General features: G+C 72.2%; 25 protein-coding genes. 9 read left to right on the plus strand and 16 right to left on the minus strand.

What is annotated here, in order from left to right:
* Position 1 precedes the first annotated feature (1 nt).
* The 3 genes from ASF35_RS00790 to ASF35_RS17855 form a co-directional block, all read right to left on the minus strand.
* A complete protein-coding gene (locus ASF35_RS00790; protein ID WP_055961395.1) occupies positions 2-1,138 on the minus strand; it encodes an ABC transporter substrate-binding protein in 1,137 nt (378 codons plus the stop codon).
* Between the two features lie 309 nt (positions 1,139-1,447).
* Complete coding sequence (gene tadA, locus ASF35_RS00795) at positions 1,448-1,918, minus strand: tRNA adenosine(34) deaminase TadA (RefSeq protein WP_255354040.1); 471 nt, start codon at positions 1,916-1,918, stop codon at positions 1,448-1,450.
* Complete coding sequence (locus tag ASF35_RS17855) at positions 1,915-2,826, minus strand: LysR family transcriptional regulator (protein ID WP_055961400.1); 912 nt, start codon at positions 2,824-2,826, stop codon at positions 1,915-1,917. Before ASF35_RS17855 ends, tadA begins: the two co-directional genes overlap by 4 nt.
* Positions 2,827-2,896: 70 nt before the next feature.
* Between ASF35_RS17855 and ASF35_RS17860 the strand changes: the two genes are divergently transcribed.
* A complete protein-coding gene (locus tag ASF35_RS17860; protein ID WP_055961403.1) occupies positions 2,897-3,865 on the plus strand; it encodes a YeiH family protein in 969 nt (322 codons plus the stop codon).
* A gap of 11 nt (positions 3,866-3,876) precedes the next feature.
* Here the strand turns inward: ASF35_RS17860 and ASF35_RS00810 are convergent, their stop codons facing one another.
* Positions 3,877-4,452: a TetR/AcrR family transcriptional regulator gene (locus ASF35_RS00810; RefSeq protein WP_156367908.1), complete on the minus strand. Its 576-nt coding sequence runs from the start codon at positions 4,450-4,452 to the stop codon at positions 3,877-3,879.
* A gap of 68 nt (positions 4,453-4,520) precedes the next feature.
* Between ASF35_RS00810 and ASF35_RS00815 the strand changes: the two genes are divergently transcribed.
* The 3 genes from ASF35_RS00815 to ASF35_RS00825 are packed head-to-tail and all read left to right on the plus strand — an operon-like array spanning position 4,521 to position 7,459.
* Entirely contained in the window at positions 4,521-4,898 is a 378-nt protein-coding gene (locus ASF35_RS00815) for a carboxymuconolactone decarboxylase family protein (protein ID WP_235499086.1), read from the plus strand.
* 32 nt (positions 4,899-4,930) lie between these two features.
* A complete protein-coding gene (locus ASF35_RS00820) occupies positions 4,931-6,379 on the plus strand; it encodes an aldehyde dehydrogenase (RefSeq protein ID WP_055961409.1) in 1,449 nt (482 codons plus the stop codon).
* Between the two features lie 12 nt (positions 6,380-6,391).
* Positions 6,392-7,459, plus strand: coding sequence for a zinc-binding dehydrogenase (locus ASF35_RS00825; RefSeq protein ID WP_055961413.1), 1,068 nt, complete (start codon positions 6,392-6,394; stop codon positions 7,457-7,459).
* Positions 7,460-7,597: 138 nt separating this feature from the next.
* Here ASF35_RS00825 and ASF35_RS00830 read toward each other — a convergent pair whose 3' ends face one another.
* The 10 genes from ASF35_RS00830 to ASF35_RS00875 form a co-directional block, all read right to left on the minus strand.
* Positions 7,598-8,188, minus strand: coding sequence for a cysteine dioxygenase family protein (locus ASF35_RS00830; RefSeq protein ID WP_082495281.1), 591 nt, complete (start codon positions 8,186-8,188; stop codon positions 7,598-7,600).
* On the minus strand, positions 8,185-8,946 hold the full coding sequence (locus ASF35_RS00835) for an enoyl-CoA hydratase/isomerase family protein (RefSeq protein WP_055961417.1): 762 nt from the start codon (positions 8,944-8,946) through the stop codon (positions 8,185-8,187). Before ASF35_RS00835 ends, ASF35_RS00830 begins: the two co-directional genes overlap by 4 nt.
* Entirely contained in the window at positions 8,934-10,136 is a 1,203-nt protein-coding gene (locus tag ASF35_RS00840) for a CaiB/BaiF CoA-transferase family protein (RefSeq protein WP_055961420.1), read from the minus strand. The genes ASF35_RS00835 and ASF35_RS00840 overlap by 13 nt, the downstream gene beginning before the upstream one ends.
* 10 nt (positions 10,137-10,146) lie before the next feature.
* Positions 10,147-10,887 carry an enoyl-CoA hydratase/isomerase family protein gene (locus ASF35_RS00845; RefSeq protein WP_055961423.1) on the minus strand — a complete coding sequence of 247 codons (741 nt, stop codon included), beginning with the start codon at positions 10,885-10,887 and terminating at the stop codon, positions 10,147-10,149.
* Positions 10,884-12,104, minus strand: a complete 1,221-nt coding sequence (locus ASF35_RS00850) for a CaiB/BaiF CoA-transferase family protein (protein ID WP_055961425.1) — start codon at positions 12,102-12,104, stop codon at positions 10,884-10,886. The genes ASF35_RS00845 and ASF35_RS00850 overlap by 4 nt, the downstream gene beginning before the upstream one ends.
* On the minus strand, positions 12,094-13,047 hold the full coding sequence (locus tag ASF35_RS00855; protein ID WP_055961428.1) for a CoA transferase: 954 nt from the start codon (positions 13,045-13,047) through the stop codon (positions 12,094-12,096). Before ASF35_RS00855 ends, ASF35_RS00850 begins: the two co-directional genes overlap by 11 nt.
* Entirely contained in the window at positions 13,044-13,895 is an 852-nt protein-coding gene (locus ASF35_RS00860; RefSeq protein ID WP_055961431.1) for an ABC transporter permease, read from the minus strand. Before ASF35_RS00860 ends, ASF35_RS00855 begins: the two co-directional genes overlap by 4 nt.
* Complete coding sequence (locus ASF35_RS00865; protein ID WP_082495283.1) at positions 13,892-14,716, minus strand: ABC transporter ATP-binding protein; 825 nt, start codon at positions 14,714-14,716, stop codon at positions 13,892-13,894. The genes ASF35_RS00860 and ASF35_RS00865 overlap by 4 nt, the downstream gene beginning before the upstream one ends.
* Positions 14,713-15,519: an IclR family transcriptional regulator gene (locus tag ASF35_RS00870; protein WP_055961434.1), complete on the minus strand. Its 807-nt coding sequence runs from the start codon at positions 15,517-15,519 to the stop codon at positions 14,713-14,715. Before ASF35_RS00870 ends, ASF35_RS00865 begins: the two co-directional genes overlap by 4 nt.
* A 118-nt stretch (positions 15,520-15,637) precedes the next feature.
* Positions 15,638-16,735, minus strand: coding sequence for an ABC transporter substrate-binding protein (locus ASF35_RS00875; protein WP_082495285.1), 1,098 nt, complete (start codon positions 16,733-16,735; stop codon positions 15,638-15,640).
* Positions 16,736-16,878: 143 nt separating this feature from the next.
* Between ASF35_RS00875 and ASF35_RS00880 the strand changes: the two genes are divergently transcribed.
* From ASF35_RS00880 to ASF35_RS00900, 5 genes are all read left to right on the plus strand, one after another.
* A complete protein-coding gene (locus ASF35_RS00880; protein WP_200931708.1) occupies positions 16,879-18,501 on the plus strand; it encodes a thiamine pyrophosphate-binding protein in 1,623 nt (540 codons plus the stop codon).
* A gap of 1 nt (position 18,502) precedes the next feature.
* Positions 18,503-19,864 carry an FAD-binding oxidoreductase gene (locus tag ASF35_RS00885; RefSeq protein ID WP_055961442.1) on the plus strand — a complete coding sequence of 454 codons (1,362 nt, stop codon included), beginning with the start codon at positions 18,503-18,505 and terminating at the stop codon, positions 19,862-19,864.
* Positions 19,865-19,935: 71 nt separating this feature from the next.
* Complete coding sequence (locus tag ASF35_RS00890) at positions 19,936-21,192, plus strand: D-arabinono-1,4-lactone oxidase (protein ID WP_055961445.1); 1,257 nt, start codon at positions 19,936-19,938, stop codon at positions 21,190-21,192.
* A gap of 56 nt (positions 21,193-21,248) precedes the next feature.
* Entirely contained in the window at positions 21,249-21,890 is a 642-nt protein-coding gene (gene upp, locus ASF35_RS00895; protein WP_055961448.1) for a uracil phosphoribosyltransferase, read from the plus strand.
* A gap of 48 nt (positions 21,891-21,938) precedes the next feature.
* Positions 21,939-23,396, plus strand: a complete 1,458-nt coding sequence (locus tag ASF35_RS00900) for an MFS transporter (protein WP_055961451.1) — start codon at positions 21,939-21,941, stop codon at positions 23,394-23,396.
* A gap of 16 nt (positions 23,397-23,412) precedes the next feature.
* Here ASF35_RS00900 and ASF35_RS00905 read toward each other — a convergent pair whose 3' ends face one another.
* Positions 23,413-23,733: a hypothetical protein gene (locus tag ASF35_RS00905; protein ID WP_055961454.1), complete on the minus strand. Its 321-nt coding sequence runs from the start codon at positions 23,731-23,733 to the stop codon at positions 23,413-23,415.
* Positions 23,730-24,032, minus strand: coding sequence for a helix-turn-helix transcriptional regulator (locus tag ASF35_RS00910; RefSeq protein WP_055961457.1), 303 nt, complete (start codon positions 24,030-24,032; stop codon positions 23,730-23,732). The genes ASF35_RS00905 and ASF35_RS00910 overlap by 4 nt, the downstream gene beginning before the upstream one ends.
* Positions 24,033-24,080 lie beyond the last annotated feature (48 nt).

The raw sequence follows: 24,080 nt of genomic DNA on the forward strand, positions 1-24,080 counted from the left end.
ATCACGCGCCCGCGCCCTTCCAGAGCTGCGGGACGCCGGCGTCGTCGATCTGCACGATCTGGAAGTCCTCGCTCGTGCCCTGCCCGTTCTCGAAGGTCAGCGGGCCCCACGGGGACTCCAGCTCGGAGATGGCGGCCAGCGACTTCGCGACGGCAGCGGCGTCGGCGCCGTCACCGGCGTCGGCCGCGCCCTTGGCGGCGTACTTGACCGCGACGTAGCCCTGCGAGGCGAACAGGTCCGGCGTCTCGTCGTACTTCTCCTCGTAGGCCTTCGTGAACTCCTGCGCAGAAGCGTTCTCGCTCGCCGGCGTGTACTCCACGGAGTAGTAGGTGTCGGCCAGGGTCTCGCCGAAGGACTTGAGCAGCGGGCCCGTCGCGACGGCGTTGTTGGCGAGGATGACGCCCTCGTAGCCCTTCTCGCGCAGGGCCTTGGTGATCGTGGCCGCGGCCTCGCCGAGCGTGTACACGGTCACCATGTCGGCGTCCTTGGACAGGATCTCGGTCACGGCACCGCTGAAGTCGGTGTCGGCGACGAGCGTCTTGACCGTGCCGAGGTCCTCGGCGCCGGCCTCCTCCGTCGAGCTGCGGGCGGCCTCGCTCTGCGCGACCAGGCCGTCGTTGTCGCTGGCGGTCACGTGCACGGCGCTCTCGATGCCGAGCTCCTCGACGAGCCGGGCCGCGACCGGCGCGATGCCCTGCTGCGGCAGCAGCGCGGGACGGAGAACGTAGGGCGGGTCCTCCAGGTCTGGGGTGGTGGCGCCGTAGACGACCAGCGGCACCTTCTTCTGCGTGGCGAGCGGCTTCATCGCGCCGGCCACGGCGCTGGAGATGCAGCAGACGACCTCGCTGACACCCTCCTGGCCGGTGAGCTTGTTGAACGCGGTGATGCTCTTGGCCGGGTCCTCCGAGCCCTCCTCGACGACGAGCTCGACCCCCTCCAGCTCGGCGGCGAGCTCGGCACCCTTGAGGTAGGACGAGCCGGCGAAGGCGAACGGGCCCTGCTCGGCGGCGATGAGCCCGATCTTCACGTCGGAGTCGGAGCCGGCGCCGTCGGAGGAGCCGCAGGCGGTGAGGGCTGTCGCTGTGACCAGCGTCAGGGACAGTGCCGCCAGTCGGCGAGCGAGGGGGGTGATCGTCATGGCCATCCTTCTGTAGGTTCCGTATTGCGGAACGCGTACCGCTATCCGGATGACGTTATGGATGTGACCTGGCTCATGTCAAGACCTTCCTCGACATTGGTCGGACGTCCTTGCATCGGCCGTCCCGCCGCTCCTCCCGGCTTCGCGATTCCCATCACCTGATGGGAATCGCGAACTCACCCGGGTTCTTCCCCAATCCCCATGGAGGGCCCTCCATGGGGATTGGGAGGTTCCCATCACCTGATGGGAATCGAGGGACGGGTGGGGCGCGGCCGGGCGCGCAGATGCCCCGGTCGACCGGAGGATCCGTCAGCGGCGGGCGGCGAAGAAGTCGCGCAGGAGGGCGGAGGACTCGTCGGCCAGCAGCCCCGACGCGACCTCGGGGCGATGGTTGAGCCGACGGTCGCGCACGACGTCCCACAAGGAGCCGACGGCTCCCGCCTTGTCGTCCCACGCGCCGAGGACGAGCCGGGCGACACGGGAGGAGACGACCGCACCCGCGCACATGGCGCACGGCTCGAGCGTGACGACGAGCGTGCAGCCGTCGAGGCGCCAGGTGCCCAGCGTCGCTGCGGCCGAGCGCAGGGCCACGAGCTCCGCGTGGCCGAGCGGGTCCTCGTCGCGCTCGCGCGTGTTGAGGCCCTCACCCACCACACGCCCGTCCGGGTCGAGCACCACGGCCCCGACCGGGACGTCACCCGACGTGAGCGCCTCCCGCGCGAGCTCGAGCGCGCGACGCATCGCGGTCTCGTCGTCCCACGACGTCCCAGGCGTGCTCACGGCCCGATCGTGCCACGCGGCGTGGCCCGGTCGCGCTCCGCGAGCGCGATCAGCGCGTCCACGACCTCCGACCGTCGACGCTCCGGGTGCCAGAGGGCGGTGAGCGGACGCTCGAGTCGGAGCACCGTCGGCACGACCACCAGACGACCCTCGGCGACGTCGGCTCGCACGGCCCGCTCGGACACCGCCGCCGGTCCGACACCGGCGAGGGCCGCGCCGATCAGTGCCGCCGTCGAGCTCGCCTCGAGTGCCGCCTCCAGAGTCGCCCCCACCGCGCGCTCGATCGTCTCCCGCGTCCCGCTGCCCTTCTCACGCAGCACCCACGCTGCTGCGCGGGCCTCGTCAGCCTCGAGCGGCGCGGTCCGTCGCGCCCATGGATGCGTCGGCGACACCACGACCGCGACCTCGTCCGTGCCGATCACCGTGGACCCGAGGTCGTCCGGGCACCCGTCGACCTCGACGAAGCCGACGTCGACACCCTGCTGGCGCACGAGCTCGACCACCGTCGCGCTGTTGACGACCGTCAACGTGGGGTGGAGCCCCGGCCGACGCCGGTGCAGCTCGCCCAACCAGACGGGGAGCACGTGCTCGGCGTTCGTGAGGCTGGCCGCGATGGAGATGCCCGCACGCCGGTCCTCGCTCAGGGACGCCACCGCGGCCCGCATCGTGTCGACGGACTGGAGGGTCGTCCTCGCCCAGGCCACGACCGCCTGGCCGTCGCGCGTGAAGCTCGAGCCGCGCGCCGAACGCTGGAGCACGGTGAGGCGCCACCGCGCCTCGAAGGCCCGGACCCGGGCACTCGCCGCGGGCTGTCCGATGCCGAGGTGGGCGGCCGCCGCGTTCAGGCTGCCGTGCTCCGCGATCGACACGAGCAGGCGCAGCGTGGCGAGGTCGAGGTCCGGAGTCATCGGCTCCGCCGATAGCCCATGTCGATCCTGCTCCCTACCGGACATCGGCGTCCCGCCCGACGGTGGAGACATGACCTCGATCGCCACACCTCGCACGGAGCTCCGCACGGCCGCCCTGACGCTCGCGGTCGCTGCGATCGCCGTCGCGGCGAGTGCCGTGGTGCCGCTGCTGGGCCCGCTGCTGCTGGCGCTCGCGGCCGGCGCGATGGTGGCGAACTCCCCCGTGGCAGGCGTCGTGGCCGACCACGCCCGCGTGACGAAGCTGCTGCTCCGGTGCGGCGTGGTGCTGCTCGGCCTGCGCATCGCCGGGGCCGACCTCGTCGCCGTCGGTCCCGAGGGGGCGGTGGTCGTGGTCGCGACCGTGGTCTGCACCTACGTCGCCACGCAGCGGCTCGGACGTCGGCTCGGGCTCGACCGCGACCTCGTGACGCTCATCGCCGCCGGCTTCTCGATCTGCGGCGCGGCGGCGGTGGCCGCCGTCAACGACGCCGTGCGCGCACGGGAGCGCGACGTCGGGGTCGCGGTCGCCCTCGTGACCCTCTTCGGCAGCGCGATGATCGCCCTGGTGCCGGTCCTGGGCCGGACCCTCGGCCTGACGGAGCGCCAGACGGCGGTGTGGGCGGGGGCCAGCATCCACGAGGTCGCGCAGGTCGCGGCCGCCGCGTCGCTCGTCGGCACCGGCGCCGTGGCTCTCGCGATGACCGTCAAGCTCGGCAGGGTCCTGCTGCTCGCCCCGGTGTACGTCGCGGCCTCCCGCGGCGGGGACACGCCGGGCCTGCACCGCGCCGTGCCGTGGTTCGTCGTCGGCTTCGCCCTGGCGGTGGCCGTGCGATCCACCGGACTGCTGCCGACGGGGGTCGTGGAGGTGTCGCAGGACCTGGCGACGCTCCTGCTCGCAGCCGGCATGTTCGGCCTCGGTCTGGGCATCCGCGCCCGCGACCTGCGCCAGGTGCCCCGGACAGCCCTGCTCCTCGCGACGGCCTCGACGTGCGTCGCGGCCGGGGTCTCCCTCACCCTCGTCGCGGCGCTGGTGCGATGAGGCCTCCTGCATCACCGGACGCCCCCGTCGGCGAGCACGGAGCGGCCCGCGCGCCGGGCGGCCGCGAACGAGCCCGCACCGGGACGCAGAGCGGCCGACAGCAAGGCACCGTCGTACAGCACCATGAGCTCCTCGGCCACGTCGTCGGCGTCGGCGCGGGCGCCCAGCGACTCGACCAGCATCCGTTTGAGGGTGGTCTTGTGCGTGGCGGCCCAGCGGCGCGCGACGCCGCCCTCGTCGGGGATCTCGGCCACCGCGAGGGAAAACGCGCACCCGCGGAAGCCGTCGGCGCTCGAGCGCCGCTCGCCGACGGCCAGGAAGGCCTCGAAGACCTCCTGCGGCGCGGTGGCGTCGCCCACCTGCTCGACGATCGCCGCGAGGGTGCCCTCGTGACGCTGGGCGAGGTAGGCCTCCACGAGCTCGTCCTTGCTCGCGAAGTTGCCGTACAGCGTGCCACGCGCGACATCGGCCTCCTCGAGGATCCGCTGCACGCCGGTGCGGGCGATCCCCTCGGCGTAGAGCAGCTCGTCGGCGGCCTTCATGAGCCGCTCGAGGCCCGGTCGGCGTCGGCGTCGTGGCGTGGTCACGCCTCGAGCATACGGCGACTCGTTGACTTTAACTAGACCTCGTGGTCTAGTTAAGAAATCCGGTCGCCGTGACCGGCATCACCCCGAAGGAGACCCCCACGATGTGCTTCCACGAGCCCACCGACCGCAAGTACGCCGCCCACCTGCGACGCGCAGCGCCCGACATGCAGAAGGCCTACGCAGCCCTCGGCGAGGCGGTCTTCAAGGGCGACGGGACCGTCCCTGCGAAGTACCGTGAGCTCATCGCCATCGGCGTCGCCGTCACCACCCAGTGCCCCTTCTGCATCGACTCCCACACCCGCGCCGCCGTCGACGCGGGCGCCACCCCCGAGGAGCTGGGCGAGGCCGTCATGGTCGCCGCGGCCCTGCGCGCCGGAGGTGCCGTCACCCACGGCTTCCAGGTCATGAAGACCGCCCAGGACGCCGCCGCGGCCACCGCCAGCTGATCCCCACCCGCCACGTCCGACAGGAGCACGACATGACCACCACCCTCGACGCACCGACCGCCCCCGCGGACGTCGTCGTCATCAGTCCCACCACCGGCGAGACGGTGGCGACCCTACCGTCGGCCACCCCCGCCGAGGTCGACGAGGCCGTCGAGCGGGCCCGCGCCGCGCAGCGCGAGTGGTGGAGCATGACGTCGGACGCCCGCAGCCGCGTGCTCTGGCGCTGGTCGGAGCTGCTCGACGCCCACGCCGAGGAGCTCGCCACGCTCGACGCGCGGTGCACGGGCAAGGTCATCCGTGACGGCCTCAGCGAGGTCCGCACCGCGGCGCGCTACGCCCGGTACTGGGCCGGCCAGACCGACAAGCTCTTCGGCGACCAGCTCGCCGACGTGCCGGGTCGCCTGTCCTACACGATCCGCGAGCCGCTCGGCGTGTTCGGCGTCATCATCCCCTGGAACGCGCCGTCGCTCGGCTCGGTGTCGCGCACGCTGCCGCCGCTCGGCTGCGGCAACGCGGTCATCGTGAAGCCGTCGGAGTTTTCCCCCCTGTCGGCACTGCGCAACGCCGAGCTCGCCCGCGAGGCCGGCTTCCCCGAGAACCTCTACCAGGTGCTGGTCGGCGCCGGCGAGGTCGGTGCGCAGCTGTCGGGCCACCCGGGCGTCGACGGCATCTCCTTCACGGGCTCGGTCACCACCGGACGCAAGGTGAACATCGCCGCCGCCGAGGGCTTCAAGCGCACCACGCTCGAGCTGGGCGGCAAGAGCCCGGTCGTCGTCTTCCCCGACGCCGACCTCGACGACGCGGCCCTCGGCATCCTCATCGGCATCCTGATGAACGCCGGCCAGATCTGCGCCGCGAACAGTCGCCTGCTGGTGCACGAGAGCATCGCCGACGAGTTCGTCGAGCGGCTCCTCGAGCGGGCACAGCGGGTCAAGGTCGGCGATCCGCTCGACCCCGAGACCCAGGTCGGTCCGGTCGTCTGCCAGCGGCAGTACGACAAGGTCATGGACTTCATCGCCTCGGCCGAGGCCGAGGGTGCGACCGTCGCCGTCGGTGGCGGACGCCCGGTGCACCTGGCCGACGACCGCGGCCTGTACATCGCGCCGACGATCATCACCAACGTCCAGCCCGACATGCACGTGAGCCGCGAGGAGGTCTTCGGACCGGTGCTCGGCGTCTCGACCTTCTCGACCGAGGAGGAGGCCGTGGCCCTCGCGAACGACAGCGAGTTCGGCCTCTCGTCCTACGTCTGGACGTCGGACGCGGCGCGGCTGCACCGCATGGCCGAGCTGATCGAGGCCGGCGTCGTGCACGGCAACACGTACCTGGTCATGGACGTCCAGCTGCCGTTCGGTGGCTTCAAGAGCAGCGGCGTGAGCAACGCCTTCGGCAACGAGGCGATCGAGGCCTGCACGCAGGTCAAGCGCATCACGCTCCGCACGGGCCAAGGACCGCTCCCGAGCCCCTGGCCCGGGGTCTGAGGAGGAGAGGACATGCCCACCACCACACGCGCGTACTACCAGCGCGAGCAGGACGGCCCCCTCGAGCTGGGCACCGTCACGCTCACCGACCCGAAGCCGCACTCCGTCCGCGTGCGGATCACCGCGACCGGCGTGTGCCAGAGCCAGATCTACTACCTCGGCCAGCCGCGACCCGAGCCGCTCCTGTTCGGCCACGAGGGTCTCGCGGTCGTCGAGGAGGTCGGCTCGGCCGTCACCCGCGTAGCCGTGGGCGACGCGGTCATGGTCACCTGGTTGCCCAGTCCCGAGAGCGAGGGACGCACGCCCGACCGCACCGAGGCGATCCTCGACGACGGCACGGTCGCCGCCTGGCGCAACGTGACCACGTGGGCCGAGCAGGCCGTCCTCGACGAGCAGTTCCTGCTGCCGCTGTCCGACGAGCTCACCGACCCGGCGGCCAGCTTCATCGGCTGCGCGGTCCCCACGGGTGCCGGCGCCGTGATGAACGCCGCCGACGTGCAGGCCGGTGACGCCGTCGCCGTCATCGGCCTCGGGGGCGTCGGCCTCTCCGCCGTCGCGGCGGCGGCGGCCCGGGGCGCCTCCGTCGTGTACGCCCTCGACATCACCGACGAGAAGCTGGCGTTCGCGAAGCACTTCGGCGCGACGCACACGATCGACGCCCGGTCGGGCACGTTCGTCAGCACGGCGCTCGAGGACGTCGTGAGCCGCACGGGGGTGCCCGGGTTCGACGCCGTCATCGACTGCGTCGGGAGCGCGACGACGATCAACGAGTCGATCGCAGCCGTGCACGCCGGACGGGTCTCGCTGCACCGCGGCGGCACCGTGGTCGTGGTCGGCGTGCCGAAGGGCGACGTGCCGATCGACGCGATCCAGCTCCTCACCCAGGAGAAGTCGCTCGTCGGCACCCTGGGCGGCAGCTGCACGCACGAGCAGCTCGACGAGCTGTGCGCGTGGAGCCTGGACGGCCGGATCGACCTGGACCGGATGGCCACCGACCGCTACTCCTTCGAGGACCTGCCGCACGCGGTCGAGGCCCTTCGGACGGGCGCGATCCTGGGACGACCGCTCGTCACCCTGTGACACGCGCGTCCTGACGGACCGAGGCCGGGCACCCACCACGGGGGGCCCGGCCTCTTCCGTGCTGGTCCGACCCGCGCCGGACACGACGAAGGGGCCCCACCTGGCAGGGTGGGGCCCCTTCGGCCGAGGGCGCGCGCCTCAGACGGTCGGCGCGGCCCAGGCTGACACGAACGTCCGCGTGGATCCGTCGTCCTCGCTGTAGGCGCGACGCGGCAGGGTGCCGATGTCGGCGCCGTAGACGTGGATGCCCACGCACGGCTCGTCGGACGCGGCGGAGACCGCGTGCACGTCCTGGTCGGTCGTGCAGCACACCTCGACGTCACCGGGGCGCAGGAAGTCCTCGCCCAAGAAGCTCAGTCCGTTGGCGGAGGCCACGTCGGGAACGAAGCGCTTCTCCTTCTCGAGCCCGGAGACGATGCCGATCACGCCCCACGTGCCGTGGTCGTGGACCGGCGTCTCCTGACCGACGTTCCAGACCGCCGAGGCGATGCTGAACGAGCCGTCCTCGGCCACGTGCAACGGGTACATGACGTAGTGATCGTCGTGGGGCGCGCGCAGCGGCTCCGGGATCACGACGCCGCGCTCGAGCCATGTCTGCAGGTGCCCGGCGATCGCGGCGGTCACCGCCTGCTCGTCGTCGCCGACCGAGCGCACCTCCTGCTCGACGGCAGCGACGAACTCGTCGAAGGCGGTGTCCATGGTGAGGCCGGGGGTCTCGTGGGTGCTCATGCTGTTCCTCTCCTGGTGGGTCGCGCACCATGCGCGAACCGGACCACCGCACTCGCGAGGTCCGTTTGGGTGACGAGCGACCGGGCCAGGTCGGCCAGGCCGGACGGGTCCTGCTGTGAGGCCGACGCCTTCAGGGCGCCGAGCGTGGCGGGCCTGCGGGTGGTCGCGGAGCGGGCGATGCGACCGATCTCCCGGTCGACGGCCTCCCCCTCGACGACGAGGTCGAGCAGACCGGTCCTCACCGCCTCGTCGGCATCGAGACGGTCCCCCGTCGATGCAAGTCGGACTGCCGCAGCAGGACCGACGAGCGCCGAGAGGCGACGCGTGCCGAGCACGATGCCGAAGGCCGAGCCGGGGAACCGTAGCGACGCTCGCGGGGTGCCGAGACGCACGTCGCACGCCATGGCCAGGTCGGCACCGGCGCCGACGGCGGGACCGTCGACCACCGCGATCGTGAGCATGGCGGTGGACTGGAGCCGCTCGAGCAGCAGCCCGATGCGCAGGAACCTCCACCCGAGCTCCGCGGACGACGCCCCCGAAGCCGACTCCAGGTCGAACCCGCCGCAGAACTGCGCGAGGCCCGACCGGACGACGAGCAGCCTGCACTGCTCGGCCTCGGCTTCCTCGACCGCATCGAGCAGGGCGTCGACGGTCGGCTCGTCGAGCGCGTTGGCACGACCGTCCCTCGCCAGCACGATCGTGGCGACGTCGTCGGTGACGGCCAGGTCCACCCCGGTCGTCGCGGTCAGCGCACCCACTCGGCCACGACCTCCTCGGTGTGCTCGCCCAGCACGGGCGGCCTGCGGGAGGCGCGCGGCTCGTCGCCGGAGATCCGCGCCGGGAAGGCGAGGTCGGGGACCTCGCCGATCACGGGTGCGGTGATCGTCGTCAGCAAGCCCGTCTCGACGACGTGCGGGTCGGCCAGCACCTCCTCGAACGTGTTGATGGGCCCGCACGGCACGCCGTGGTCGCTCAGCACCCGGACCCAGTGGTCGGCCGGCCGCGTCTCGAAGGTCTTCTCCAGCAGATGGGCGAGGTCGAGCTGGTGCTCCACGCGGCCGGCCTGCGTGACGAAGCGAGGGTCGTCCAGCAGGTCCGACCGCTCGATCGCGGCGCACACGGCGTGCCACAGCCGGTCGTTGCCCGCGGCCAGCGTGAAGTACCGGTCCTGCGCCTGGAAGGCTTGGTACGGCGCGTTGCGAGGGTGGGCGCTCCCCAGGGCCGCGGGCGTGCGCCCGGTGCCCCAGAACTCGCTGACCTGGAGGGCCGAGGTCGCGAGCAGGCAGTCGAGCATCGGCACGTCGACGTGCCGCGAACGTCGACCGGACAGGGGGTCGGCGAGCAGCGCGCTCACCGTCATCGCGGCGTAGAGGCCGGTGATGAAGTCGGCCACCGGAACGCCGGCCTTGACCGGCGGGCCACCGTCGGACCCCGTGACGCTCATGAGTCCGCTCATGCCCTGGATGACGACGTCGTAGGCGCCCCGGTCGCGATAGGGGCTGGTGAGCCCGTAGCCCGAGATCGAGCAGAAGACGATGCCACGGTGCTCCGCACTGATCGACTCGTAGCCGAGGCCGAGCCGGTCGAGGACGCCCGGACGGTAGTTCTGGACGACCGCGTCGGCCGACATCAGGAGTCGCCGGACCATCGCGTTCTGGTCGGGGTCCTTGAGGTCGGCCACGACGGAGCGCTTGTTGCGGTTCAGCGACGTGAAGTTGTAGCTGAACCGCTCGCCGTCCTCGTCGGAGCCGATGGGCGGCCAGGCACGCATCTGGTCGCCGTTGGGCGGCTCGACCTTGACGACGTCGGCACCCAGGTCGGCCAGCAGCATGCCGGCGAAGGGGCCGGCGGCGACGTGGCCGAACTCCACCACCCGCATGCCATGGAGGGGGCGAGCGCTGGTGTCCCGGTCGGAGTCGGTGCTGTCAGGTTCGGGGGAAGTGCTCATGAGTCCTCGCTCAGTGACCCCGGAAGACGGGGTCCCTCTTCTCGCGGAAGGCCGAGATGCCCTCCTGCATGTCGTCGCTGGACGCGATGCGGCCCAGCGACCGGGCGGTCCTCACGTGCTGCTCGACGCGGCCCTGGCCGACGTGCTCGTCGATGAGGTCCTTCGCCGCGCGCACGACCATCGGTGCGGCGCCGGCGAGCTGGTGGGCCCACCGCTCGGCGTGGGCCACGTGCTCGCCCGCCGGCGTGACGGCGTTGATCATGCCCACGTCGTAGGCCCGCGACGCGCCGATCGGGTCGCCCAGCATGAGGAACTCGGCGGCGATCTTGTGCGGGACGCGGGTGACGATGCCCGACGCGAGCCCGCCGAAGGCACCGACCTTGCCCTCGGGGTAGCTGAAGCGGGCGCCCTCGGTCGCGACGACGAGGTCGCAGTGCTGCACCAGGACCCAGCCGGCACCGATGCAGTGCCCGGCGACGGCGGCGACGACCGGCTTCTGCACGTCGACGCTCAGCCCGGGGACGCTGCGCCACATGTCGAGGCTGACGTCACCGAGATCGATGCCCGCGCAGAACGCGCGCTCCCCCTCGGCGGTGAGCACGGCGGCCTTCTCGTCGGCGTGCTCGAGTCGGCGCCAGGCCGCCTCGAGGTCCTCGATCATGCGCGGGGACAGTGCGTTGAGCTTGTCGGGGTTCCGCAGGGTGATGACGGCGATGTCGCCGCGCACCTCGTACTCGACGTGTCCGGTCATGCGGTGGCAGCCTCCTCGGCGACGGTGTGGACGGGGCGCACGTACTCGCCCGTGTGCTCCCCGAGCAGCGGGGCCGGACCGTGCGGCACGGTGCGCTGTCCGTCGACCCGCAGCGGCAGACCGGGGTAGGGGTGACGTCCGGCGCTCGGGTGGTCCAGCTCGGTGAAGTACTCGGTGGCGGCGAGCTGGGGGTCACCGGACAGGCTCGCGGGTCCGGCGGACACGCCCGCGGGCACGCCCCCGTCCTGCAGCGCCTCGACGACTCGGTCGGCGTCCGTGACACCCCGCGCCCAGGCGGCCACGGCGGCGTCGACGTCGGCCACCTCGCCACGGCGCACGGCGGCGTCGGCCCACCGGTCGGGCAGGTCGTGGCCCGCGTCGCGCAGGTGCCGCGCGAGGACCGACCACTGGTCGTCGTCGTGGACGCCGACGGCCACCCAGGAGCCGTCGGCCGTCTCGAACAGACCGTGCGGGGCTCCCGTGACGTCGCCGTTGAGACGGGCGACGCGTGGGACGCCGCGCGACTCCGCCACGAAGGCCTCGCCGAACAGCGGCATCATCGCCTCCGACTGCGGGATCTCGACGTGGCACCCGCGTCCGGTGGCGCGACGACGGGCCAGACCCGTCACGACGGCGCTCGCCGCGAACAGGCCACCCACCGGGTCGCCGATGGCGAAGCCGGTGAGGATCGGTCCGTGCTCGTCGCCCGAGAGCCAGGTGTTGCCGCTGGCCGCGTCGAACTGGGCGCCGAAGCCCGCCGACGTGGCCTGCGAGGACGTGGACGGGAACGCGGTCATCTCCACGACCACGACCTGCGGGTTGATGGCCGACAGCTCGGCGTACCCGAAGCCCATGCGCGACAGCACCCCCGCGCGGTAGTTGGACACGACGACGTCGCAGCCGGCGGCGAGCTCCCGGGCAGCAGCGCGACCTTCGTCGGACTTGAGGTCCAACGAGACACTGCGCTTGCCGACGTTCTGGGTGTTGAACCAGGCGTTGCGGTTGAGCGGGTCGCTCCCGTACTCGCCGTCGGGGTAGCGCAGGCGCAGGTCGGCGCCGTTGCCGCGCAGGATGTCCGGGCGCGCGGGGTTCTCGATCTTCAGCACCTCCGCACCGAGAGCCGCGAGCACGCGGGTGCCCATCGGCCCGGACCAGACGTGCGTCAGGTCGAAGACCCGCACGCCCTCGAGCGGTCGTCGCACGGACTCAGGCGACATCGGGGACTCCTTCACTGATCACCAGGTAGGGCAGGCTCGGCGCGAGGCCACCGCCGTCGACGTCGTGCCACGTGCCGCGCGCCGCGAGCTCCTCGTCGGCGAGCACCTCCGCAGGTGACCGGACGGCGGTGGCCGCGACGTCGTGCGCCGTGGCCGCGGCCAGCGCCTCGGCGACGGTGAGCCCGACGCCCCAGGCCTCGAACACCTCACCCAGCTCCTGCACGTGCCGGAAGCGGACGTCGAGGGCCACGAAGCGCTCGTCGTTCGCGAGGTCGTCGCGACCGAGCATGCCGACGAGGGCGGACCACGCCAGCCCGGCGTAGACCACGAGCCAGCCGTCGGTGCAGCCCACCACGAACCGGGGGCCGGACTGCTCCAGGATCGACTCGGACCCGTTGTAGGCGTACTGCGTGGTCGCGTACGGCAGCAGGCTCGCGACGGTCTCGAGCTCGGACACGGAGATCTCGCGGCCCGCGGGCGTCGCTGGGTCGCTGAGCGCCGCGGTCAGACCCAGGTAGAGGTAGAGGCCCGCCAGGTACTGGTAGCGCAGGCCGAAGCCGTACACCGGCGCACCGTCACGACCGCGGGTGTAGCCCGCCGCGCCACCGAGCGCAGCCAGCACGAGCTCGTCGGCCCGCCAGTGCGCACGGGGCCCGTGGGGCCCGAAGGTGTCGACCCGTCCGGTCAGGGCACCGGCCGCGACGTCGACGACGTCGGCACTGCCGGCGTCGATCAGGACGACGTCGTACGCGCCGTCCACGGGGGACGACGTCTTGCCGGTGTCGAGGAAGGCGACCGCCTCGGGCGGGACCTGCGGACCGTGCGTTCCGGCGTCGACCACGGTGGCGCCGTTCTGGACGAAGAGCCACCCGCAGTACCGCGCCGCCGGCGTCGTGCCGGCGTCCAGCACCCGCACGTGCGACAGCCAGTCGGTGCCGCTCATCGCGGCACGATGCTGCGCGGCAGCACCCTCCGCAGCAGGACCACGAGGGCCTGCAGCACCACGCCGATCACGGCCAGCACGATGAGTGCCGCGAAGATCGCCGGGGTGTCGCCGAAGGCCTGGCGCTCGACCAGGATGTAGCCGAGGCCGGCGTTGGAGCCGACCAGCTCGGCCGCCACGGCACCGAGAAGCGCGACGATGAGCGCGACGTCGAACGACGGGAACAGGTACGACATCGCATTCGGCAGGCGCAGGTAGCGCATCTCCTGCCACTTCGACGCGCCGATCGAGCGCATGAAGTTGTGCTCGTCCTTGTCGATCTCGGTGAACCCGGCGATGGCCGCGGTCATGACGGGGAAGTACGCGAGCGACGCGGCGACCGCGATCTTCGGCGACATCCCGTAGCCCAGTGCGACGACGAGCAGCGGGGCGACCGCGATCTTCGGGAACGACTGCAGCGCGATGATGTACGGGTACAGCGCGATCCGGCTGAGCTGGCTGTAGGCGAACAACGCGCCGAGCAGCAGGCCGCTCACGACGCCGATTCCGAAGCCGATCAGCATCTCGGTGAGCGTCACGCGGACGTCGCCCCACCAGAGGCCCTCGACGATTCCCGAGTTCAGGGCCGCCCAGACGTCGGCCGGCGCCGGGAGCAACAGGGGCGAGACGAGCTCGTCGCGGGTGAGCAGGTACCAGCCCGACAGCAGGATCGCGGCGACGACGAGCGGGAGCCCGAGCCGCAGCGCGATCGACGGCCCCTCCTTCTCCCTAGGTCCGCTCGGCGCTGCCGCCTGGGGATCCGCGGGCGCAGTGGGGGCGGTGGGCTCGGTGACGGTGCCGACGCTCATGCGCGGACTCCTTCGTGCTGGTGGCCGATGAGGCCACGGATGTGTCCGACGAGGTCGTAGAAGCGGCTCTCGGTGCGCAGGTCCGCGACGCGGGGCCGTGGCAGGCTGACGTCGACGACCTCGCGCAGGGTCCCGGGTCGGCTGGTCATGACGCCGACGCGGTCCGACAGGTACACCGCCTCGGCGATGTTGTGGGTGATGAAGACGACGGTCTTCGGGCGGTCCGTCCAGAGGCGCATGAGCTCGTCCTGGAGTCCCTCGCGGGTGAACTCGTCGAGCGCGCTGAACGGCTCGTCCATGAGCAGCACGGGTGGGTCCGCCACGAGCGCCCGAACGATCGACGCGCGCTGCTGCATGCCGCCGGAGAGCTCCTGCGGGTAGCGGTGCCGGAAGTCCGCCAGGCCGGCCAGCTCGAACAGGTGGTCCGCGCGCTCCCGGGTCGCCGCGTCGACGGCCCCCGCGAGCTTGGACGGCAGGAAGACGTTCTCCTCGATGGTGAGCCACCGCAGGAGGGTGGGCTTCTGGAACACGATGCCGACGGAGCGGTCGGGGGCGGAGATGCGCCGGTCGCCGACATGCACCTGGCCCGTGGACGCCGTGAGCAGGCCGGCCACGATGTTGAGCAGCGTGGACTTGCCGCACCCGCTGGGTCCGACGAGCGAGAAGAACTCGCCCGGGCGCAGCGTCAGGTCGACGGCGGTGAGCGCCGTGACGGCATCACCGCGACCGGTGGCCTCGTAGACCTTGGACACGGCGTCGATGACGATCTCGCGCCCGGTCGGCTCGAGACCGGTACGGGGGGACGGGGTCGTGACGGTCATCGCACTTCCTTTCGGGTGGGGACGCTGGAGTGCTGGAGGAAGGGGGAGCCCTCGACGGCCTCGCGCAGCGCGGCGAGCAGCTCGTCGGCGCGGTCCTGGATGCGGGCCTCGGGGCCGGAGAAGCCGATGGCGACGTGCTCGCCGGTGGGACCGCTGACGATCGGCAGGGCGATGCCGGCGACGCCCTCGCGCCACTCGCCGCGGTTCACCGCGTAGCCCTGCTCCAGCGCCGTGGCCAGCTCGGACCGGAGTGCGCCGGGGTCGGTGACGGTGGTGGGCGTGTGGGCCGCGAGCGGCTGCGACAGGACACGGTCGACCTCGGCCGACGACTGAAGCGCCAGCAGCATCTTGCCCGTCGCGACGCAGTAGGCGGGTGCGGTGCCGCCGAGCTCGGTGTAGCTGCGGATCGGGTGCCAGCCCTCGGCCTTGTCGATGTAGGTGACCTCACCGCGCTCGTACGTAGCCAGGTGAACCGTCTCGCCGAAGGTCTCGGCGAGGCGCTGCACCACCGGCGAGAGCGTGTCGCGGACGTCGGAGAGGCGGAAGGAGCGGCTGGCGATCGACCACACCTTCGACGTCAGGCAGTAGGTGTCGTCTCCCCGGTCGAGCTCGACCCAGCCGAGGGCGGCCAGGGTCCGCAGGACGCGGTAGACGGTCTGGCGAGGCAGGTCGAGCTCCTCGCTGAGGTGGCGCACGCTCGTGCGTCCGGCGGCCAGGCACTCGAGCACCTGGAGACCGTTGGCGAGCGTCGAGAGGACGGTCGCGTCGCTGGCTGCGCCCTGCGGGGCGAGAGGATCCGACATCACTGCTCCATCATTATTTGTAGAACGGGCTTCACTTAATGATTCGACCGTAACGTGTGCTGCGTCACGCGTCAACGGCGTCGGTCCAGGGAGCCACGGTCACCCCGGACCGACGTCGTCACTGCTTCGCGGCCTCGGCCTCGACCTCGGCCTTGTCGTAGTCGTCGGCGTCGCGCGAGACGCTGAGGTCGACGGACTTCGCGATGTCGAAGGTGCCTTCGACGATGCCCTTGTCGAAGTGGAAGTCCACGGCCTTCTTCACGGCCTCGTCCGACAGCACGCCGTACATCCCGTCACCGCCGGCGTTGATGACCTGGCCCCAGTAGTTGGCCACCAGGTCGACTGTCGAGGCCATGGCCTCCTCGTCGGACTGGCCACGCGGCTTGGTGGCTGGGTCCTCGTCCCAGAGCGCCTGGATGATGGCCTCGGGGTTCTCCTGGGCCCAGATCGCGGTCTTCGACATCCCGCGCATGAGCTCCACGACGCTCTCGCGGTCCTCCTTCAGCACCTTCGCGTTCACGATCCACGCGCCCGAGCCGTCGAGCTCGTCGAGCGGCGTCGGCAGGAGTCGCATCGGCTCCTTCGTGAGGCCGGCGACGACCTCGTAGGGCCCGTAGTAGGTCGCGAAGGCATCCACCTCGCCGGAGTCGAGGGCCGCGGCGGCCTGGGCGCCCGTGCCGATCGGCAGCCACTTCACATCCTCGTCGGGGTCCACTCCGTCGATCTCGAGCGCTGCGCGGTTGTAGAGGTACATGCCGGTGTTGAGCGCCTGCACGCCGATCGTCTTGCCCTTGAGGTCGTCGAGCGACTGCACGTCACTGCCCTCCGGCACGGCCATCTTCCAGATGTTGCCGCCAGTGATGCCGACGATCTTGAGGTTGGGGCTCTGGGCCGCGACCTGCAGCGCCGAGCTCAGCCCGACGACGCTGATGTCGGCCTTGCCCGACGCCACCAGCTGCGCGGACTGGGTGCCGCCCTGCGTGAACTGCGGGGTGACCTCCAGCCCGGCGTCCTTCCAGTAGCCATCCTTGGCGAAGACGTCGTAGGGGGCGTTGAACGCCGAGAGGTTCTGGGCCCCGTCGGCGAGGGTGAAGGACTTCGATCCGTCCGCACCGCCCGCGCCGCCCCCGCACGCCGTGGTCACCGCCACGACGAACGCCAGGACCGCCGCCAGCGGAAGTCGCGCCCGTCGCCGGGTCACTCGAGTGGTTTGCATGTCACACCTTCCGGATAAACCTCATACTCTGATGAGGCCTAGTCAAATGATGTACACACGGTATGATCCGGATCACAAAGGGTCAAGGGGTCTTCAGAATACGTGGACCTCGGACCACTCCCCGATCCCTCGGAAGGCGACCGATGTACTACCACCAGGCCCTCGCCCGCGCGCTCCACGACATCGGGACCGACGTGGTCTTCGGCGTCCTCGGCGACGCCAACCTCTTCGCCATCGACGCCTACCGACGCGACCTGGGGGGCCGCTACCTGTCGTTCGCCCACGAGGGGAGCGCCGTGCTGGCAGCGGGCGGCTACACCGCGACGTCGGGGCGCCTCGGCGTGGCCACCGTGACCCACGGGCCCGCGCTGACGAACACCGTCACGGCGCTCGTCGACACGGTGCGGGGCCGCACCCCCCTCCTCCTGGTGGCGGGCGACACCGACCCCGCCGACCAGGAGAATCTGCAGAACGTCGACCAGCACGCGGTCGTGCTGCCCACCGGCGCCGGATGGGAGCAGGCCCGCAGCCCGCTCACCGTGGCGCAGGACGTGGAGCGAGCCGCCCGGCGAGCCGTGGCCGAGCGCCGACCGGTCGTGCTGAACGTGCCGGTCACGTTCCAGTGGGTGGAGGTGCCCGACCACGAACGCGCCCGCCCGGTGGGGCTCCACGACCACCCGGCACCGACGCCCGCCGACGCGGCGCTCGACGAGGCGCTCGGCATCATCGCGTCGGCGCGACGTCCCGTCGTCCTCGGCGGCCGGGGCGCCGCGGGGGCTCGCGCCGAGCTCGAGCAGCTGGCGGCCGCGCTCGGCGCCCCCGTCGCCACGACACTGCGCGGGAAGGGCCTGTTCGCGGGCCACCCGCACGACCTCGGCATCTTCGGCACGCTGTCGCACGACGTCGCCCTGGACACGATCGGCAAGGCCGACTGCGTCGTCGCGTTCGGCGCCGCTCTCACTCCCTGGACGACCGACAAGGGATCCCTGCTGGAGGGCAGGCGTGTCGTCCACGTCGACCTCGACCCTGCCTCACTGGCGGTGCGGGCAGGCACCGACGCGGCGGTCGTCGGCGACGCCGGTGCCACGGCCCGGGCCATGACGGCGGCCCTGCGGTCGGCCGGGGTCGAACCGACGGGCTTCGCGTCGGCCGCCCTCGAGTCCGCGCTGAAGGACCGCCTCGCAACCCGGCGCGACGCACCCCCGCCGTCGTCCGGCATCGACCTCGAGCTCGCGCTCCGCACGATCGACGACGAGCTGCCGCAGGACCGGACACTCGTGATCGACGACGGTCGTTTCATCATCACGAGCTTCCGCGAGCTGTCCGCCGCGGACCCTCGCGCGTACGTGCACACCTGCAGCTTCGCGTCCATCGGCCTCGCGGTCGCGTCGGCGGTGGGGGCCCAGGTGGGCGCGCCCCACCGTCCGGCGCTGGTGGTCTGCGGCGACGGCGGCTTCATGAGCGCCGGGATCAACGAGCTCAGCGCGGCGGTCCGCCACGGCACCGACCTCGTGGTGGTGGTCATCAACGACCGGGCCTACGGCGCCGAGCACATGCAGTTCCGCGCCCGCGACATGGACCCGGCGATCTCGACGTTCGACTGGCCCGACCTCGCCCCCGTGGCGACGGCCCTCGGGGCTACCGGCGTCCAGGTCGACGACCACGCCGGGCTCCACCGGGCGCTGCAGGTGGTGGCCGAGCGCGACCGGCCGGTGCTGATCGACCTGCGCGTCGACCCCGACGCCGTCCCGACGCCGGGGTACTGACATGACGTCCACCGTCGCCGACGTCGTCGCGTCCCTCGTCGCACGGCTGCCCGAGGGCGTCGTGGTGCGCGAGCCGGCGCAGCTCGAGAAGTACCGCCACGACCACCTGCACGACCCGTCGGCCGGCACCCCCGTGGCGGCCGCCCGACCACTCGACGTCGAGCAGGTCAGGACGTGCGTGACCTGGGCCGCGCAGCACGGCGTCCCCGTCGTCACCCGCGGCACCGGGACCGGTCTGTCCGGTGGCGCCCGAGCCGTGGACGGATGTCTCGTGCTGTCGACCGAGCGGATGCGCGCGGTCGAGGTCGACCCACGTGCCCGGGTGGCCCACGTCGAGCCGGGAGCACTCAACGTCGAGGTCAAGGAGGCGGCGGCCGCGGCCGGGCTCTTCTACCCGCCGGACCCGGGCTCGTTCCGCATCTCCTCGATCGGCGGCAACATCGCGACCAACGCGGGTGGGCTCTGCTGCGTCAAGCATGGTGTGACGTCGGCGTACGTGCTGGGTCTGTCGGTCGTGCTCGCCGACGGTCGGCTCGTCGAGCTCGGCGGCTCCACCCTGAAGGACGTGGCAGGCCTCTCGCTGACCCAGCTGTTCGTGGGCAGCGAGGGCACGCTCGGCATCGTCGTCGGAGCGACGCTGCGCCTCGTGCCCCCTCCGCCGCCACAGTCGACGCTCGTGGCAACGTTCCCCACGCTGCGCTCGTCGGGCGAGGCCGTCGTCGACGCGGGCCGCACGCTACGCCCGTCGATGATGGAGCTCATCGACCGCCGGAGCATCAACAACGTCGAGGACATGCGGCCGAGCGGGCTCGACCGCGGCGCCGCCGCCATGCTCGTCGCCCAGCTCGACTGGCCCGCAGAGGCGCGGGCGCTGGAGAAGATCTGTCGCGATCACGGCGCAACGGAGGTGCACGTGACCGACGACCCCGACGACGGTGAGATGTTCGTCGAGATCCGTCGCGCCACCGGTCCGGCCGTCGAGCGCCGAGGCGCCTTCCTCGCCGAGGACGTGGCCGTGCCGGTCGACGCGCTCCCCGACGTGCTGGAGGCGATCGACCGCGTCGCCGTGGACCTCGACCTCGAGGTCCCTGTGGTCGCCCACGCAGGAGACGGGAACTTGCACCCCGCGATCCTGCACGACCCGCGCGACCCCGACCAGGTGCGCGACGCGCACCGTGCCTTCGAACGGATCATGCGCATCGCACTCGACGCGGGAGGGACGATCACCGGTGAGCACGGCGTGGGCCGCACGAAGCGCGCCATGCTGCCCGAGCAGGTCGGCGACGACGTCCTCGACCTGATGCGCTCGGTGAAGACCGCACTGGACCCGGCGGGTCTGCTCAACCCCGGCGCCGGCTTCTGACGCGATCCACGACAGACGGGCCGGTGACACCGAGGCGAGGCCGCGGCCCACCCGACGTGTGACGATGGAGCGTGACCCACGACCCACGCCGAACCAGCTGGTCGGGCACGGTGCCCTACCACTTCGCCCGCGAGCACCGTCCCCACGACCTCGACGCACTGCGCGAGCTCGTGGCCGGTTCCACGCGCCTGCGGCCCGTCGGGACCGCCCACACCTTCAACGACCTGCCCGACGCCGCCGCGGGTGCCGAGGTCGCTGCCGTGAGCGTCGCGGCCTTCGACGAGCTGCAGGTCGGTGACGACCGCACGTGGGTCCGGGTCGGGGCGGGCCTGACCCACGCGCAGCTCGCGGTCGCGCTCGAGCCGCACGGCCTGGCGCTCGAGAACCTCGCCTCCCTGCCGCACCTGAACGTCGCCGGAGCCGTGGCCACCGCGACTCACGGGTCCGGCGTCCGCACGGGCAACCTCGCGACCCAGGTGCGCGCCGTCGAGCTGGTGCTGGCCTCGGGCGACGTCGTCACGGTGCGTCGCGGCGAGCTCGACTTCGACGGCACGGTCGTCGGTCTCGGTGCGCTGGGCGTCGTGACCGCGCTCGAGCTCGACGTCGTCCCGGCCGCCGACCACCGTCAGGTGGTGCTGCTCGACGGCGACCCCGAGACGTTGCCGGACCGGCTCGCGTCCGTCCTGGAGCTCGGCCGAAGCGTCAGCGTCTTCACGCTGTGGGACGGCTCGCCCGACCGCGTGTGGGTCAAGTCCCGCGACGGCGACCCCGAGCTCGACCTGACGGCGACGGGGCTCGCGCCCATGACCGGCGAGCAGCACCCGATCCCCGGCCTCGACCCCGTGCACTGCACCGCCCAGCAGGGCGTCCCCGGACCGTGGGTGGAACGGCTCCCGCACTTCCGCCCCGGCTTCCTGCCCAGCGTGGGCGACGAGGTGCAGTCCGAGTTCCACGTCCCGTTCGAGCACGCGGCCGACGCGGCCCGCGCCGTGCGCGCCGTGGGCGAGCACCTCGCCGTCGCGCTGCAGGTCGCCGAGATCCGTGCCGTGGCCGCCGACACCCTGTGGCTCAGTCCGCAGTTCGGGCAGACCACCTGCTCGTTCCACTTCACGTGGGTCGGCGACACCGTCCTGGCCGACGCCGCGGCGCGCGTGGTGGAGGAGGCGCTCGCCCCCTTCGCACCCCGACCGCACTGGGGCAAGCACTTCACCCTCGACGTCCGCCGGGCCTACCCCCGCCTCGACGACTTCCGCGCCCTGCGCGACCGTCTCGACCCCGACCGCACCTTCGTCAACCCCTGGCTCGAGCGCGTGCTGCTCGACGGTTGACCCGTCCCCCCGAATCGGGCGGTGAGGGTGGATCGCCGGGGCACTAGGCTCGACGCATGCACGTCCACGTCGCCGACCACCCGCTCGTCTCCCACAAGCTCACGGTGCTGCGCGACGCGTCCACCGACTCCCCCACGTTCCGACGGCTCGCCGACGAGCTGGTGACGCTGCTCGCCTACGAGGCCACGCGCGACGTGCGGGTCGAGACGGTCGCCGTGATGACCCCCGTGGCCGAGGCCCAGGGCGTGCGCCTGGCCGATCCGCGTCCGCTCGTGGTCCCGATCCTGCGTGCGGGCCTGGGCATGCTCGAGGGCATGCAGCGTCTGCTGCCCACCGCCGAGGTCGGGTTCCTCGGCATGGTGCGCAACGAGGAGACCCTCGAGGCCGACACCTACGCCGAGCGCCTGCCCGACGACCTGTCCGGCCGCCAGTGCTACGTGCTGGACCCGATGCTCGCGACCGGCGGCAGCCTGGCGGCCGCCATCCACTTCCTCGTCGACCGCGGAGCCGACCACATCACCGCCGTCTGCCTGCTGGCCGCCCCCGAGGGCGTCGCGCGCATCGAGCGCGAGATGCAGGAGATCGGCGTGCCGGTGAACCTCGTGGTCGCGGGCCTCGACGAGCGGCTCGACGAGAACGGCTACATCGTCCCCGGTCTCGGTGACGCCGGCGACCGGCTGTACGGCGTCGCCGACTGACGCGACACCCACGCTGCGCGCCACCGCTTCCTCCGGCAGGCTGAGCAGGTGCACGAGGATCCGGTCGACGTCCCCGCAGGACCGTCGACGTCCCCGCAGGACGAGGGCCCCCACCCGCAGCGCTGGCGCATCCTCGCCGTCACCCTGGTGGTCGGGTTCATGTCGCTGCTCGACGTCACGATCGTCAACGTCGCGATCCCGTCGATCCAGGAGGGTCTCGACACCACGCCGGGCACCGTGCAGTGGGTGGTGTCCGGGTACGCGCTCACGTTCGGCCTGACCCTCGTCGCCGGCGGACGGCTCGGCGACGCCTACGGCCGGCGCCGGCTGATGCTCATCGGGCTGGCCGGCTTCGTGGCCTCGAGCGCGGCGGCAGGTCTCGCGCCCACGGCCGAGCTGGTGGTCGTGGCGCGGCTGCTCCAGGGTGCGTCGGCAGGGTTCCTCACCCCGCAGAGCTCCGGGCTGATCCAGCAGCTGTTCTCCGGCGCCGAGCGTGGACGGGCGTTCGGGTACTTCGGCCTCACCGTCTCGATCGCCTCGGCCACGGGGCCGCTGCTCGGCGGGCTCGTGATCGGGCTGGTCGGGGAGGACCTCGGGTGGCGACTCCTGTTCCTTGTCAACGTGCCGATCGGGCTCGTCGCCGCGATCGCCGTCGCGCGCATGGTCCCCGGCCGCCAGGCCGACGGCGGGCCCGGGCGCATCGACGTCCCGGGCGCCGTCCTGCTCGGCCTCTCGGTGCTGTGCCTGCTGTACCCGCTGGTGAGCCTGGAGTCCGGCGCGCGCTGGCCGCTCGTGCTGCTGGTGGGCGTGCCGCTCTTCGGCTGGGCCTTCGGCGCCTGGGAGCACCGCCTCAAGCGGCGCGGACACGAGCCCCTGCTCGACCTCGACCTGCTGCGCCGGCTTCCCGGCTTCGGCAACGGGATGCTCGTGGGCACGGTCTACTTCACCGGCTTCACGGGTGTGTTCCTCGTGGCGTCGGTGTGGCTGCAGGGCTCGCGCGACGTCAGCGCCCTGCACGCCGGGCTGCTGCTGACGCCCTTCGCGCTCGGCTCGGCCATCACGTCGCCGCTGGCGGGTCGCTTGGTGAGCACGGTCGGACGATCGCTCACGGTCGGCGCTCTCATCGTCATGATGGTCGGCGTGCTGGGGGCCGCCCTGGTGGCGCCCGGTCGGGCGACCGACGAGCTGTGGTGGGCGCTCGCCCCGTTCCTGCTGCTGGCCGGCCTCGGCGGTGGCGCCGTCGTGTCGCCGAACATCACCCTCACGCTGCAGGAGGTCCCGCCGCGCATGGGCGGGGCGGCCGGCGGTGCACTGCAGACCGGCCAGCGCATCGGCTCGTCGCTCGGCGCCGCCCTCCTGGCCACCACCTACCAGGTGGTGGCGGGCGGGTCCGGCGGCGACACCGGCATCCGGGTGGCCCTCTTCGTGGCGCTGGCCGTGCTGGCCCTCGCGCTCGCCGCCGCCGTCCTCGCGCTGCGCTCGTCGCGGCGCCTCGCCGGCGCCTGAGCGCCGCCGTCCAGCGTCAGGCGGCGTGCTTGCAGGTGCTGCAGGAGCAGTCGGTGCACACGCAGTTGGCACAGCTGTCGGAGCAGTGGGCGCACGAGCAGACGTTGTGGTTGCAGGTCTCGCACGTGCAGTCGTCGCACACGCAGGTCGCGCAGCTGTCCGAGCAGTGTGCGCACGAGCAGGTGGCGCACTCGTCGTAGTGACCCTCGTGCTCACGGTGCACGTGGCCGTCGTGCAGGTAGTCGACGTGGTCCTCGTGCACCACGGCGTCGTGACCGCAGCCCGGCCCGTGGGTGTGGTCGTGCTTCTCGGCCTCGCGGTGGTCGATGACGGTCATGGGTGGTTCTCCTGGGTGTGGTGGAAGGCGTCGAGCAGCACGTGGGCCACGTGCTCGTCGGTGAGGGAGTAGACGACCTCACGCCCGCGTCGCTCGCCGGCGACGAGGTGGGCGGTGCGCAGGATCCTCAGGTGCTGGGAGACGAGCGGCTGGGACCGCCCCGTCCACTCGACGAGCTGACCGACCGTCTGCTCCCCCTCGCAGAGCCGGTGCACGAGGGCGGCGCGCAGCGGCGTCGACATCGCGTCGAAGAGTGCAGCGACGGCGTCGTACGCCGCCACGTCACCGCGCTCAGGCATCGGACTCACTCATGCGGACATCCTCATATGGCAATACCTGCATGTCAA

Source organism: Aeromicrobium sp. Leaf291 (assembly GCF_001423365.1).
Taxonomy (GTDB): domain Bacteria; phylum Actinomycetota; class Actinomycetes; order Propionibacteriales; family Nocardioidaceae; genus Aeromicrobium.

What these genes read in the sequence shown, in the direction of transcription:
- ASF35_RS17855 (WP_055961400.1), bottom strand. Translation starts at nt 2,826, where the DNA reads ATGACTCCGGACCTCGACCTCGCCACGCTGCGCCTGCTCGTGTCGATC.
- ASF35_RS00790 (WP_055961395.1), bottom strand. Translation starts at nt 1,138, where the DNA reads ATGACGATCACCCCCCTCGCTCGCCGACTGGCGGCACTGTCCCTGACG.
- ASF35_RS00870 (WP_055961434.1), bottom strand. Translation starts at nt 15,519, where the DNA reads ATGTCGGATCCTCTCGCCCCGCAGGGCGCAGCCAGCGACGCGACCGTC.
- ASF35_RS00905 (WP_055961454.1), bottom strand. Translation starts at nt 23,733, where the DNA reads ATGACCGTCATCGACCACCGCGAGGCCGAGAAGCACGACCACACCCAC.
- ASF35_RS00885 (WP_055961442.1), top strand. Translation starts at nt 18,503, where the DNA reads ATGACGTCCACCGTCGCCGACGTCGTCGCGTCCCTCGTCGCACGGCTG.
- upp (WP_055961448.1), top strand. Translation starts at nt 21,249, where the DNA reads ATGCACGTCCACGTCGCCGACCACCCGCTCGTCTCCCACAAGCTCACG.
- ASF35_RS00880 (WP_200931708.1), top strand. Translation starts at nt 16,879, where the DNA reads ATGTACTACCACCAGGCCCTCGCCCGCGCGCTCCACGACATCGGGACC.
- ASF35_RS00865 (WP_082495283.1), bottom strand. Translation starts at nt 14,716, where the DNA reads ATGACCGTCACGACCCCGTCCCCCCGTACCGGTCTCGAGCCGACCGGG.
- ASF35_RS00820 (WP_055961409.1), top strand. Translation starts at nt 4,931, where the DNA reads ATGACCACCACCCTCGACGCACCGACCGCCCCCGCGGACGTCGTCGTC.
- ASF35_RS17860 (WP_055961403.1), top strand. Translation starts at nt 2,897, where the DNA reads ATGACCTCGATCGCCACACCTCGCACGGAGCTCCGCACGGCCGCCCTG.
- ASF35_RS00855 (WP_055961428.1), bottom strand. Translation starts at nt 13,047, where the DNA reads ATGAGCGGCACCGACTGGCTGTCGCACGTGCGGGTGCTGGACGCCGGC.
- ASF35_RS00840 (WP_055961420.1), bottom strand. Translation starts at nt 10,136, where the DNA reads ATGAGCACTTCCCCCGAACCTGACAGCACCGACTCCGACCGGGACACC.
- ASF35_RS00845 (WP_055961423.1), bottom strand. Translation starts at nt 10,887, where the DNA reads ATGACCGGACACGTCGAGTACGAGGTGCGCGGCGACATCGCCGTCATC.
- ASF35_RS00825 (WP_055961413.1), top strand. Translation starts at nt 6,392, where the DNA reads ATGCCCACCACCACACGCGCGTACTACCAGCGCGAGCAGGACGGCCCC.
- ASF35_RS00910 (WP_055961457.1), bottom strand. Translation starts at nt 24,032, where the DNA reads ATGCCTGAGCGCGGTGACGTGGCGGCGTACGACGCCGTCGCTGCACTC.
- ASF35_RS00830 (WP_082495281.1), bottom strand. Translation starts at nt 8,188, where the DNA reads ATGAGCACCCACGAGACCCCCGGCCTCACCATGGACACCGCCTTCGAC.
- ASF35_RS00875 (WP_082495285.1), bottom strand. Translation starts at nt 16,735, where the DNA reads ATGCAAACCACTCGAGTGACCCGGCGACGGGCGCGACTTCCGCTGGCG.
- ASF35_RS00860 (WP_055961431.1), bottom strand. Translation starts at nt 13,895, where the DNA reads ATGAGCGTCGGCACCGTCACCGAGCCCACCGCCCCCACTGCGCCCGCG.
- ASF35_RS00850 (WP_055961425.1), bottom strand. Translation starts at nt 12,104, where the DNA reads ATGTCGCCTGAGTCCGTGCGACGACCGCTCGAGGGCGTGCGGGTCTTC.